This window comes from Erythrobacter sp. KY5, assembly GCF_003264115.1.
Taxonomy (GTDB): domain Bacteria; phylum Pseudomonadota; class Alphaproteobacteria; order Sphingomonadales; family Sphingomonadaceae; genus Erythrobacter.
This window is the reverse complement of record NZ_CP021912.1, coordinates 2307342-2319751: the sequence shown is the minus strand read 5'-3', so window position 1 is coordinate 2319751 and position 12410 is coordinate 2307342. Positions and strand designations below refer to the sequence as shown.

Below are 12410 nucleotides of genomic sequence, written 5' to 3'. Positions count from 1 at the left end.
GCAGATACAAGAATGCTCACACTTCATCATCTTGAATATTCGCAGAGCTTTCGCATCCTGTGGCTGCTTGAGGCTTTGGGCGCGGAGTATGAGCTGAAAAGCTACAACCGCGATCCGGAAACCAACCTTGCGCCTGCGGAGTACAAGGCGTTGTCGCCGCTCGGCACGGCTCCGGTAGTAACTGATGGTGACCTTGTGCTGGCGGAGAGCAATGCAATCATCGATTACATCCTCGACTCCTACCCCGACAGCGATCTTCGCCCCGGCGCAGGACATAAGGACCGGGCGCGCCATCTTTTCTGGTATCACGCAGCGGGTGCGTCCTTCATGAACCTGCAGAGCGTTGCGATGATCCTTGGACTGCTTGAAAGCCGCGCTCCGTGGCCGGTCAGCGCACTTCTCAAGTCGGTCTTTGCGCAGGTGCACAAGCTGTTTCTTGGCCCGCGCTTCGATGCGCTGTTTGACCTGATGGAAAACGACCTCGCCAAACAGCCGTTCTTCGGAGGCGACAATCTGACAGCCGCCGATATCACGCTGGTCTATTCGATGTTCGCCGCGCGTGAGCGCGGGCAGCTCGATGGCTACCCGCAGGTAACGCAATGGTTTGAGCGGATCGAGGAATTGCCCTCGTTCCGGTCCGCGCGCGCCAAGGACAATCGCGACAAGATCACCTTCAGTTTCTGAAGCGATCAGATCAGCGGCGCAAACTCCGCGACCAGCTCTTCATAGACTGCGCGCTTGAACGGGACGATCAGGTCGGGCAATTCGCGTGGGCTCACCCAGCGGAATGCATGGAATTCGGGTGGATTGTGCGCTTCGAGGTTGATATCCGCATCGCTGCCCAGGAAACGGCCAAGATACCAGTGCTGGATCTGACCGCGATACTTCCCCTTCCAGACCTTGCCCAGAAGCTCGGGCGGCAGGTCGTAGCGGAACTGCCTTGATGCAGGCGCGATGATCGAGACCAGTGCGCCTCCGACCCCGGTTTCCTCTTCAAGTTCGCGCAGGGCCGCAGTTTCAGGGTCTTCGCCCTTGTCGATCCCGCCTTGCGGCATTTGCCAGAAACCGTGCGCGCTTGGATCGATGCGTTCGCCAACGAACACGTCACCGTATTCGTTCGCGAGCATGAACCCAGCGCAGGGACGGTAGGGAAGATCGTTCAAGAGGGATTCTCCAGCAGGAATTTCATGTGTGCAGCGATCCTCTCAAGATCGCCCTGCGTGCTCGGCACTGCCTGACGCAGATTGGTGAAGGAGTGGGTGACGCCCTTGATCTCGATAAAGGTCACATCCGCACCCGCCAGCGCGAGCGCCGAGGCGTAGTCCCGGCCCGAATCGCGGATAGGATCGAGGCTTGCGGTTACGACAATCGTAGGGGGTGCCTTCGAATGGTCACCCAGGATCGGGAAACCGCGCGCGTCGGCTCGGTCCGCGCCATAGGCCGCATCGAAAAACTCGATTGCGGCGCGGGTGAGGACAAAGCCGTCGTCGAACGCTTCGAAGCTCGCCGACCCCTCTACCGCACTGGCGAGTGGGAAGATCGGAACCTGCAAAATGACCGGCACTGCCGCCGGTTCGTCGGCAAGCAATTGCCCGACCACGATTGTCGCGTTACCCCCGGCGCTGTCTCCGATCGTGACAAGTCCGCTTACTTCGCGTCCCAGGTCCTGTGGGGAGGAAGCGATCCACCGGGTCGCCGCCTCGCAATCCTCGATAGCGGCAGGGAAGGGGGCCTCCGGTGCACGGCGGTAATCGACCGCGACCAACGGCAAATCCATCAGCGCGGCAATCTCGGTGCACAGCGCGTGATGAGTTTCAAGGTCGCCAATCACAAAGCCACCGCCATGGTAGAAGGTGGTGACCGGACCCGGCTCGCGTGTTTCTCTCGCATCGTAGAGACGCAGGGGAATGTCGCCTGCGGGACCGGGGCAGCTTAGGTCGCGGATCACCGGAAGATCGCGCGCCGGTCGGTCGGCCATGCCATGCAGCGCCACATAGGATGCGCGCGCCTCTTCCAGCGTCATATCCGCCAATGCCGGCCCTTCCATCGCTGCCAACGCATCGAGAAACATCTTCATGTCGGGGCGGATAAAGGGTGCGGTATCGGACATTCTCGGCTCTCTCCCATCTCTCTTGGTGTGAAGCGATAGAGGCTTGGATCGATCATTTCTACTCGCAAAGATTGGGAGCGGGCGGTACGCAGCACTTCATGGATAATCTCACGCACAGTCTCGTCGGCGCGGTGATGGCGCAGACCGGGCTCAAGAGAAAAACCGGTCTCGCGATGCCCGCCTTGGTGATCGGAGCAAACCTTCCCGATGTTGATGCCGCGTGCTTCTTTTGGCTGGAGGGGACCGAGCATCTCGGCTTTCGGCGCGGGATCACACACGGGCCGCCTGCGCTCGTGCTTTTGCCTCTGATCCTTGCAGGATTGCTCTGGGCGTTTGATCGCTGGCAAGCCGGGCGCGGCAAGCGGCCTGAGGGGCGCGTGCCGGTTCATTTTGGCTGGCTTTATGCCTTGAGCTTTCTGGGCTGCCTGTCGCATCCTGCGCTAGACTGGCTCAACGTGTACGGCGTCCGCCTGCTTGAGCCGTTCTCGTCGCAGTGGTTCTATGGCGACACGCTGTTCATCATCGATCTTTGGCTATGGGCGCTTTTGTCGGTGACAATCTGGTGGTCGATCCGCCGTGAAAGGGGCGGCGGCAACTGGACCCGCCCTGCAAGGATCGGAAGCGTTCTCGCATTGCTCTATATCGCGCTGAACGGTGCGATCACCTGGTTCGACTACAACGCCGGAGGGAAGTATCGCGCGCCCTATCCGGTGCAATATATCTCGTCCCCCGTGCCATTCTACTTCTGGGAGCGGGAGCATATCGCTCGGCTGGAAAGCGGACGCTGGATTTCGAGCAGCTGGGACGGGGTCGCGTTCGGTCACGGGTACAGCCACTCTGTGAGCCAGCAATGCGTGTTTCCCGACCTTACCGAAGAGCGAAAGACCAATTCGCAGCTTGATGCTTTCCTGTTCTGGTCACGCGCGCCCTTTGGCGAGAGCAATCGCGACGGCTCGCTTATTCTGCGTGACGCACGCTTTTACGATCCGCGTGCGCGGGACAGGTTCGCGCTGACCCTGCCGGATATGAAATGCATGGAACTCGTGCCCGACTGAAACGCTTTGGTACCATGAGCAAACCACAGATCCTGTGGCTGAGGCGCGATTTGCGCATGGCCGACAATCCTGCCCTTTATCACGCCGCGAAAGCTGGCCCTGTCGTGTGTGTCTATGTCCTCGACGATAACGCGCCCGAACATCACAAGATGGGCGGCGCATCGCGCTGGTGGCTTCACCATTCGCTTGAAAGTCTGGCAAAGAGCCTGGGAGCCCGCAACGCAAGGCTGATCCTGCGACGCGGGGATGCCGTCGAAGAGCTGACAGCGGTTGCGAATGCCGTGGGGGCGGAGACGATCCACGCGAACACGCATTACGAGCCGTGGTGGCGAAAGGCGCAAAAGAAGCTCAAGGACGAGATCGACCTTCAGCTCTACGACGGCGTCTACCTTTTTCCCGCAGGTCACGTGACCACCGGGTCAGGCGATCCGTACAAGATCTACACGCCCTTCTACAAAGCGCTCCGTCAGGAACTGCCCCCGCGCGATGTGCTGCCGGAGCCGGAGACGCTTTCCTCTCCCGACGATTGGCCTGCGAGCGACGACCTTTCCGATTGGAACCTGCTTCCGACCAAGCCAGACTGGTCGGGCGGCATCGCTGACTTCTGGGATGTGGGAGAAGATGCCGCACACGAACGTCTGTCGGAGTGGGAAGACCACGTGTCCGATTACGAAGACAAGCGCAATTTCCCCAGCGTCGACAAAACATCGCGCCTTTCGCCGCACCTGCATCACGGCGAGATTTCACCGGTGCAGGTCTGGCACGCGCTCAAGCACAAACGTTCCGATGGCTGGAACAGCTTCGAAAGCGAGCTCATCTGGCGCGACTATGCGGCGAATGTAATCTGCGAATACCCCTCCTATGCGAGCGACAATTATCGCGAGGATTACGACAAGCTCACATGGCGCGACCCGGACAACGACGAGAAGGCCGCCAAAGACCTCGAGAAATGGCAACAGGGCAAGACCGGCTATCCGATCGTCGATGCCGGAATGCGACAGCTTTGGCAGACCGGCTGGATGCACAACCGTGTGCGCATGATCACGGCGAGTTTTCTCATCAAGCACCTGCTGATCGACTGGCGCAAGGGAGAGCAGTGGTTCTGGGATTGCCTGGTCGATGCGGATTATTCTTCGAACGCGGTCAACTGGCAGTGGAACGCTGGCACAGGCGTCGATTCCAACATGTTCAGCCGCATCATGGCGCCGCTCACCCAGAGCGAAAAGTTCGACAGCGCCGGCTATATTCGCGAATACGTGCCCGAGCTTGCCGATCTCGATGAACCCTACATCCATGATCCCGAAGAGCATGACTGCCTGCCCAAGGCCTATCTACCCAAGATGATCGCGCACAAGGAAGGCCGGGAGCGAGCGCTTTCGGCGTATAAAGACATGAAGAACGGGTGAGGGCGCACTTGCGGGCTTGCATCGCGGGCGACTAAGAAAGCGCCATGACGGCGCAAGGGGTCAGAGGAGAGCAATTGCTTAGTTCGGGAGAGCGTTTTGCCGCTCAACCCGGGTTCTTCTCACGTCTGATCGCGCCGGGTTTCGGCAAGATCCTCGACCGGATTGACGCGGGCCTCGCGGCGGGTTCGCTGCGCGCGCATTTGCCGGATGGAAACACCCGCTTGCTTGGCGGGCATTCGCCCGGTTTCGAAGCGCAAATCACCCTCAAGGACTGGCGGGCGCTTGTACGACTTGCAACCGGAGGGGTGATCGGTTTCTACCAGGCTTATGAAGCGGACGAATGGGAAACGCCCGATCTCACGACCTTGTTCGCCCTGTTTTCAGCCAATGTGAGAACCTTGGGCGATACCGCTCGAAGCTCCGGCGCATTCAAGTGGGCAGGTCGGATGGCGCACTGGCTCAACCGAAACAATCGCGCTGGCTCTCAGCGCAACATCGCTGCGCATTACGATCTGGGCAATGACTTCTATCGCGAGTGGCTCGATCCCACGATGACCTATTCGAGTGCGCTCGCTCTTGGCGACGATGCGCTTGAGGATGCGCAAAGGCGCAAGCACGAGGCGCTTTGCGCGAGGCTCGGCAATCCTGAGACCGTGCTTGAGATCGGGTGCGGCTGGGGTTCGCTCGCACAGCATCTCGCGAATAAAGGCGCCGATGTCACCGCGATCAGTCTTTCCGACGAGCAGCTTGCTTTTGCCAGAGCCAACACGTCGCCCAATATTTGCTATCTCAAGCAGGACTATCGTGACGTAAGCGGCACATTCGACGCGATCGCAAGCGTTGAAATGGTCGAGGCACTGGGGCGCGAATACTGGCCTACCTTCATGGATTGCATTGCACGCAGCCTCAAGCCGGGTGGCAGGGCAGGGGTGCAGTATATCTCGATGGCCGATGACCTGTTCGAGGCTTATGCCGGGACGGTCGATTTCATTCAGGCTTATGTGTTTCCCGGCGGATTACTCATCAAGTCGAGCGAATTTCGCCAGCTTGCACAGGAGCGCGGGCTCGAATGGCGGGACCAAACCGATTTCGGGCTCGATTACGCAGACACGCTGAAGATCTGGCGCGAACAGTTTGACAAAGCGCATTGCGAAGGGCGGCTACCCGTGGGCTTCGATGACCGTTTTGTCAGGCTTTGGAGGTTTTACCTCAGCTATTGCGAAGGCGGCTTTCGCTCGGGCAATATCGACGTTCACCAGGTGACGCTGGTCAAGGCATAAGCGAGAAGAGAGGGACTTCGATGAAGAAGCAATTCGGGATCTTGGCTGCAGTCAGCGCGCTTGCGCTGGCGGGGTGCAGCTATGGCACAGCTCAGGGCGTCGAAAGTGCGCCCGCGCCGCTCGCTGCGGTGGAACTGGTGATGCCGCCAGAGCGCGATCCATCGGAATTGCAGATCCTGTTCTGGAACGACGAGCAGCGCTCAGAGCGTTTCCGCGACATGGAAAGCTGGTTCGCAGGCCACGAAGTGCCCGCTGCGTCTAATCCGCGCCCGCTTGCCGAAGGAACGCCGCTTCCTGCCGAGCTTGCGCAGGAAATCCGTTCGCTGATGCTCGAAACGGGCGCTGCCGGCGTCATGGTCTGGGACGACGGGGGGGTGCGTTTCGAAGACTATGCGCTGGGCTTTGGGCCCGATCAACGCTGGACCAGCTTCTCGGTCGCGAAGAGCTTCACCTCGACCTTGCTTGGCGCGGCGGTGAAGGATGGCTTTATTGCGAGCCTCGATGACCCCGTGACCAAATACGTGCCCGGCCTCGCCGGCTCAGCCTATGACGGCGTCAGCGTGCGCCAGATCGCCACCATGACCAGCGGCGTCGCCTGGAACGAGGATTACACCGACCCAAGCAGCGACGTCGCGCAGATGGCCCGCTTCGTCCTCGAATACGGTCCTGAAGCGACTGTCGAGCAGCTGAAGGGGCTCGAACGCGAAGCCGAGCCGGGAGAGAAATGGGTTTACAAGACAGGCGAGACCAATCTCATCGGGCTCGTGATCGAAAACGCTGTCGGGCTGTCGCTTGCCGAATATGCCCAGGAAAAGATCGTCGAGCCTGCTGGCTTTGAAGGCGGACTGTTCTGGATGACCGACATGCGCGGAGGTAATATCGGCGGGTGCTGCCTGTCGCTTACTCTCGGGGATTATACCCGCATGGGCATTTTCGCGCTTGAGGGCGGGGGTGGCACCGTGCCTCAGGGCTGGTTCGCCGAAGCTGGCGATTCGCTCGTTGATTTCGAAAGCCGTCCGGGCTTCGGCTATGGCTACCAGTGGTGGACCTATCCCGGAAGCTATGGCGCGCAGGGCATTTTCGGTCAGTCGATCACGATCGTGCCGGGCGACGACCTCGTGGTGTCAATTGTCAGCAACTGGCCCACGGCGACGGGTGCCAACAGGGGCAAATGGTTTCAGATGATCGGGAAGATCGCGGCGGCCGACTGATCGGCTGCCGTGATCCGGCGCTACATCGGGCGATAGACGCCGGTGTTGCTGTAACGCTGCAGGATGTTGTCGTGCACGATCGGGCTCAAAAGCTCGGTGAATGCGCAGCCGACGATGCAATTGTCCCACCACACCACTTCGGCCTGAAGCGATTCGAGGCCGGGCAGGGTGAGCCAGCACATCTGGCCCTCGTGCATGCGATTGATCGATGCCGCCGAAAATCCTGAAATCGACAGGTCGTGAACCACACTTTGAAATGCGCGGCCGCCCGACGCCCGAAGGGTCGCCGGAATCGTGAGGCGTGTGCGCGGTGAGCAGCGATCTTCCTGCGCTGCCATTTCGTATCGTTTCTGGTCGGTAGGCATAAGCCTGCTACCTTCTCCAAACAGCTTGTGGTCTCTTTGCCGGTGGAACGGGTTCGACCGTCTTTCACCGGGTACACTTGCGAGACTGTTGCATAGGAAGGTTAACAGTTGGGTAAGAGGCGAATTTCTTTGCCGTCGCGCCCGATTTCCAAGCTGAAATGATATTTTGACGTCAGACAGGACTACCAGTGCGAGATCCCGCCCCGGTCACCTAGTCGACGCGTTCGCGGTGACCTGTCGTGAAGTCTTCGGCAAGCAGGGCGACAATACGCTCTGCCACCGCTTCCGGCGGCTTGACGCTCTCGGGCTTTTCTCCGGGATAGGCGCGAGCACGCATATCGGTGCGCGTTGCGCCGGGATCGACGATGGCGACGCGCAGCGGGCTCAATTTCTCGACCTCGGCAGCATAGCTTTCGAGCAAATTGTCGAAGGCCGCCTTGGTCGATCCATATGCAGACCAGAAAGAGCGCGGATTGGCGCCAACGCTGCTGGTCAGGCCGACAATCCGCCCCGCTTCAGCTCGTCGAAGGAGCGGGTCAAAGGCCGCGAGAAGCGCTTGCGTTGCGACCACATTGGTCAAGATCGCGGTGTTGAACTGCTTCGGGTCAATCTGCGGAAGCGGTGTCAGCTCTGGCAGGTAGGCCGCTGAAATCACGAGAATATCCAGCGTGTCCCAGCGCCCCGAGATGGCGGAGGCAAGACGCGACACCGCGTCGGTTTCGGTCAGGTCGACCGGTGCAATGGTCGACGTCCCGCCCGCATCATGAATGCGGTCCTCGATGGCTTCGAGCGCCTTCACCTTGCGTGCGGTGAGGATGACATGCGCGCCGGCCTCGGCCAGTGCGATAGCGGTCGCAGCGCCAATGCCCTTGCTCGCGCCGGTGACAAGGGCGGTGCGCCCTGCAAGAGGTTTTGTGTCGGTCATGGGGGGTTACGCCGCTTTGGGATCAACAAAAGGGAGTTCGCCTGTCCCCTCCTCGCTCATGGCGAGGTCGGTCAGGCTGGTGGGGTAGTCGCCGGTGAAGCAGGCATCGCAGAATTGCGGACAGGCCTTGTTGCGCCCCTTGGAACCTACGGCGCGATAGAGCCCGTCGATTGAAACAAAAGCGAGGCTGTCTGCCTTGATGAATTCACGCATCGGTTCGATTTCCATGCGCGCTGCGAGCAATTTGGAACGCTCCGGTGTGTCGACGCCGTAGAAGCACGAATGAGCGGTCGGCGGGCTGGCGACGCGGAAGTGCACTTCACTGGCGCCGGCCTCGCGCATCATTTCAACGATCTTGAGGCTGGTGGTGCCGCGCACGATCGAATCGTCGATCAGCACGATGCGTTTACCCGCCACAAGCCCGCGATTGGCGTTGTGTTTGCGCTTCACGCTCGAATGGCGGGCGCTGTCCGATGGCTGGATGAAGGTGCGCCCCACATAGTGCGAACGGATAATGCCGAGTTCGAACGGCACACCCGATTCCTGCGCATATCCGATTGCTGCTGGAACACCGCTATCGGGGACCGGCACGACAAGATCGACATCGCAAGGTGCCTCAATCGCCAGTTCGCGACCAATGGCCTTGCGTGCTTCATAGACGCTGTGTCCGGCAAAGGTGCTGTCGGGACGGCTGAAATAGACGTGCTCGAAGATGCAGGGCCGTGCCTTCTGATTGCCGAAGGGGTGAAGGCTCTTGATCTCGCCTTCGAAATCGACCTGGATCATCTCGCCCGGTTCGACTTCGCGCACAAACTGCGCGCCGACCACGTCGAAAGCGACGCTCTCGCTCGCGAACAGGATCGAATCGCCCATCTTCCCCATGACCAGCGGGCGAATGCCCAGCGGGTCGCGGCAGGCGATCATCCCTTCAGGTGTCATCACGATCAGCGCGTAAGCCCCTTCGACAAGGCGAAGCGCGTCGATCAGGCGGTCAGCTACGGTTGGATAGCGCGATGTGGCGACAAGGTGGATGATGACTTCGGTGTCGGAGGTCGACTGGAAAATCGACCCCTTGCCAACGAGGTCTTTCCTGAGCGCAAGCGCGTTTGAGATGTTGCCGTTATGTGCCACCGCAAAGCCGCCACTGGCGAGCTCTGCGTAAAGCGGCTGCACATTGCGAAGGCCCGCGCCGCCCGTGGTCGAGTAACGCACATGACCGGCCGCCATTGAGCCCGGCAGCTCGTCAATTGCTTCCTGTGAGGAGAAGCTCTCCGCGACATGACCGAGCGCGCGGCGCGAAATGAAATCCCTGCCGTCAAAGCTGGTAATCCCGACCGCTTCCTGTCCGCGATGCTGAAGCGCGTGGAGACCCAACGCGGTCGCCGCAGCGGCCTTGTCGGCATTGATCGCGCCGAACACGCCGCACTCTTCGCGAAGCTTGTCGCCATCGCAATTGCCGTCTTGGTCCAGAAATGGATGTGTGAGGTTGCCTGCGAAGCCCTCGGTATCGGTGTTTGCCATCGCTCGTTTTGTCCGCTGCGCCGCCCCGACTTGGGCCGCTCAATGGCGATGTTACGGCTCAATTACAAGGCAAGAAACAGCATGGCTCCCCGTCTTTTTGCCTATCAGGCGAAAGCGTACCGATTTTCGCATGAGGTTTGCTTGTCTGCGCAAGGATCGCATCCTAAAGGCACCGTTCATATCGTTTGCTCCAGTTCATCGGACCTGAATGCTCACTCCCTTCGAAAGAATGATCGCCAAGCGTTACCTTTGGCCGGGCAAAGGCGAGGGCTTCATCGCGCTCGTCGCCGGGATATCGGTAGGGGTGGTGATGCTGTCGGTCGCCATGCTTGTGCTCGTGATGAGCGTGATGGGCGGCTTTCGCACCGAAATGCTCGAGAAGTTCTCGGGTCTGAACGGCCACGCAATCATCCAGGCCTATGGCGGTGAACTCGACGGGTGGGAGAGCGTGCTTGACGATGTGCGCGCGACCGAAGGCGTCACCGACGCCTCGCCGCTGATCGAACAGCCGCTTGTCGCAAGTGTGAACGGGCGTCTCAATCCGGTGTTCGTGCGCGGCAACACGCCTGAAGATCTCGCGCTAATCAGCGACAAGGTGGTGTTCGGGGATATCGCCTCGCTTCAACCCGATGCAGGACGGGTTGCAATCGGGTCGCGACTGGCGGCGAATATGGGCGCGCGTGTCGGCGATACCGTCACCTTGATCAATCCATCGGGGCGCACGACACCTTTCGGAACGACTTTCCGCCAGGTGCCATACGAAGTGGGCGCGATTGTCGAGTTTGGTCTTTACGACTTTGATGAAAAGTTCGTCGTTATGCCGATGAGCGAAGCACAGACCCTGCTGCTGATGGGCGACACGATCGGGCTGATCCGGATCAACGTGACAGATCCAGACAATGTCAGCGGTATTCTGGGGCAGGTTGAACAGGACCTCACAGGCCGCGCTGTCATTGCCGACTGGAAAACGATCAATTCCACCTTGTTCGAGGCGCTTGAAATCGAGCGGGTCGCCATGGCTTTTGTGTTAAGTTTCATGGTTCTGGTTGCCAGCTTTAACATTCTGTCGAGCCTCGTCATGTTGGTACGAGCCAAGACACGCGACATCGCCATCATGCGTACGATGGGCGCGACGCGGCGATCGCTGCTCAAGATTTTCGTCACCACCGGCACGACGATCGGGGCAATCGGGACAATTTCCGGGCTGGTGCTGGGTTTCGTCCTTCTGCTGTTCCGCAACGAGATCGTCGACGGGATCGCTTATGTGACCGGAGCGCAAATCTGGGATCCGGAGGTGCGTTTCCTCACCAGCCTGCCCGTGCGCATCGATGCTTGGGAAGTGATCGGCGTCGTGGCTCTGGCCATCGGCCTCAGCTTCCTCGCAACGCTTTATCCCGCGCTCAAGGCGTCAAACACCGATCCTGTCCAGGTGCTGCGTTATGAGTGATCCGATTGTCTCATTGCGCGATGTGAAACGCAGCTTCGAACAGGGCGGTCAGCGCATAGATGTGCTGCGCGGCGTCGATCTGGATATTATGCCGGGCGAAATCGTTGCGCTGCTGGGTCCGTCAGGATCAGGCAAATCGACGATGCTTCAGGCAGTCGGTCTGCTCGAAGGCGGCTTTGAAGGTTCGATCACGATTGCAGGTGAGCGCGCCGAAAAGCTTGCATCGGACCAGCGCACCCGCGTGCGGCGCGAGCATCTGGGCTTCGTCTACCAGTTCCACCACCTCCTGCCCGACTTCAACGCGACCGAGAATGTCGTTATGCCGCAGATGGTTGCGGGGATCGACAAGGACACCGCGATAATCCGGGCCGAAAGCCTCCTGACGAGCCTTGGCCTCGGTCATCGCCTGACCCACCGGCCCAGCCAGCTTTCGGGCGGGGAGCAACAGCGCGTTGCCGTTGCGCGGGCGCTTGCGAACCAACCGACACTGGTGCTCGCCGACGAGCCGACCGGAAATCTGGATGAGGCCACTTCGGACGTGGTTCTTGGGCAGTTTCTCGACCTCGTGCGCGGCGAGGGGAGTGCAACGCTGGTCGCGACCCACAACGAACGCCTCGCAGCGCGGATGGACCGCATCGTCCGGCTGCATGATGGCGTGCTGAGCTAGCCCGATAGGCGGTTCGCAAAAAGCCGTGAACCAATGCGCCTCTGGCTGGTTATCCAGTCAAAGGAGATTTTTCATGGCAGACCATCCCAGCACGTTCGGAGGCACCCCGCTCGACACCGATGAAGACGCGTGGGAAGACCGCGCAGCGCTTCACAACAAAGCGAGCAGCGATGGCATCATCTCGGGCGGCAACGCGCTTCGCCGTGGCACCTTTGCAGAGATGATCCGCCATATCGCAATGCTGCCAGAAGATGAGCGCCGCGATTACGTGATCGAGAAAAAGGGCGATCGCGAATATTCGGCAGAGGAAGCCATGGCGCTGGCCTCACGCGACGATTTCCCCAAAGCGTAAGGTTCAAAAGCCAGCGCGCCGCCATCCGCGCGTGTGGGCCATTTGCAGATAAACGCTGGCGGTCTGGCTGG

13 protein-coding genes are annotated in these 12410 nt (G+C 60.2%); 8 read left to right on the top strand and 5 right to left on the bottom strand.

Annotated elements, in window-relative coordinates; genetic code table 11:
• The first annotated feature begins 12 nt into the window (after window positions 1-12).
• On the top strand, window positions 13-684 hold the full coding sequence (locus CD351_RS10965; RefSeq protein ID WP_111992682.1) for a glutathione S-transferase family protein: 672 nt from the start codon (window positions 13-15) through the stop codon (window positions 682-684).
• A 5-nt stretch (window positions 685-689) separates the two neighbouring features.
• Here the strand turns inward: CD351_RS10965 and CD351_RS10960 are convergent, their stop codons facing one another.
• Both CD351_RS10960 and CD351_RS10955 read right to left on the bottom strand, forming a co-directional pair.
• Window positions 690-1163: an RNA pyrophosphohydrolase gene (locus CD351_RS10960; RefSeq protein WP_111992681.1), complete on the bottom strand. Its 474-nt coding sequence runs from the start codon at window positions 1161-1163 to the stop codon at window positions 690-692.
• The gene (locus CD351_RS10955) at window positions 1160-2110 is read right to left on the bottom strand and encodes an alpha/beta hydrolase (protein ID WP_111992680.1); all 951 of its coding nucleotides are present in this window, start codon (window positions 2108-2110) and stop codon (window positions 1160-1162) included. Before CD351_RS10955 ends, CD351_RS10960 begins: the two co-directional genes overlap by 4 nt.
• Window positions 2111-2208: 98 nt before the next feature.
• Between CD351_RS10955 and CD351_RS10950 the strand changes: the two genes are divergently transcribed.
• Genes CD351_RS10950 through CD351_RS10935 form a run of 4 tightly spaced genes read left to right on the top strand, consistent with a single transcriptional unit; the run spans window position 2209 to window position 7062 of the window.
• Window positions 2209-3165 (top strand): metal-dependent hydrolase, encoded by a 957-nt coding sequence (locus CD351_RS10950; protein WP_111992679.1) that lies wholly within the window; start codon window positions 2209-2211, stop codon window positions 3163-3165.
• Between the two features lie 14 nt (window positions 3166-3179).
• Window positions 3180-4571 carry a deoxyribodipyrimidine photo-lyase gene (locus CD351_RS10945; RefSeq protein ID WP_111992678.1) on the top strand — a complete coding sequence of 464 codons (1392 nt, stop codon included), beginning with the start codon at window positions 3180-3182 and terminating at the stop codon, window positions 4569-4571.
• Between the two features lie 44 nt (window positions 4572-4615).
• Complete coding sequence (locus CD351_RS10940; RefSeq protein WP_111992677.1) at window positions 4616-5851, top strand: cyclopropane-fatty-acyl-phospholipid synthase family protein; 1236 nt, start codon at window positions 4616-4618, stop codon at window positions 5849-5851.
• Window positions 5852-5871: 20 nt separating this feature from the next.
• Window positions 5872-7062, top strand: coding sequence for a serine hydrolase (locus CD351_RS10935; RefSeq protein WP_111992676.1), 1191 nt, complete (start codon window positions 5872-5874; stop codon window positions 7060-7062).
• 20 nt (window positions 7063-7082) lie between these two features.
• On the opposite strand, the gene CD351_RS10930 is transcribed toward CD351_RS10935, so the two are convergent.
• The 3 genes from CD351_RS10930 to purF all read right to left on the bottom strand — a co-directional run bounded on the left by CD351_RS10930 (window position 7083) and on the right by purF (window position 9873).
• Window positions 7083-7427, bottom strand: coding sequence for a PilZ domain-containing protein (locus CD351_RS10930; RefSeq protein WP_040464309.1), 345 nt, complete (start codon window positions 7425-7427; stop codon window positions 7083-7085).
• A gap of 211 nt (window positions 7428-7638) precedes the next feature.
• Complete coding sequence (locus CD351_RS10925; protein WP_111992675.1) at window positions 7639-8352, bottom strand: SDR family oxidoreductase; 714 nt, start codon at window positions 8350-8352, stop codon at window positions 7639-7641.
• 6 nt (window positions 8353-8358) lie between these two features.
• Window positions 8359-9873: an amidophosphoribosyltransferase gene (purF, locus tag CD351_RS10920; protein ID WP_111992674.1), complete on the bottom strand. Its 1515-nt coding sequence runs from the start codon at window positions 9871-9873 to the stop codon at window positions 8359-8361.
• A gap of 208 nt (window positions 9874-10081) precedes the next feature.
• Here purF and CD351_RS10915 point away from each other — a divergent pair, with 208 nt between their 5' ends.
• The 3 genes from CD351_RS10915 (at window position 10082) to CD351_RS10905 (ending at window position 12339) form a co-directional block, all read left to right on the top strand.
• Complete coding sequence (locus CD351_RS10915; RefSeq protein WP_111992673.1) at window positions 10082-11320, top strand: lipoprotein-releasing ABC transporter permease subunit; 1239 nt, start codon at window positions 10082-10084, stop codon at window positions 11318-11320.
• Window positions 11313-11987, top strand: a complete 675-nt coding sequence (locus CD351_RS10910) for an ABC transporter ATP-binding protein (protein ID WP_111992672.1) — start codon at window positions 11313-11315, stop codon at window positions 11985-11987. The genes CD351_RS10915 and CD351_RS10910 overlap by 8 nt, the downstream gene beginning before the upstream one ends.
• A gap of 73 nt (window positions 11988-12060) precedes the next feature.
• On the top strand, window positions 12061-12339 hold the full coding sequence (locus CD351_RS10905) for a hypothetical protein (RefSeq protein WP_111992671.1): 279 nt from the start codon (window positions 12061-12063) through the stop codon (window positions 12337-12339).
• Window positions 12340-12410 lie beyond the last annotated feature (71 nt).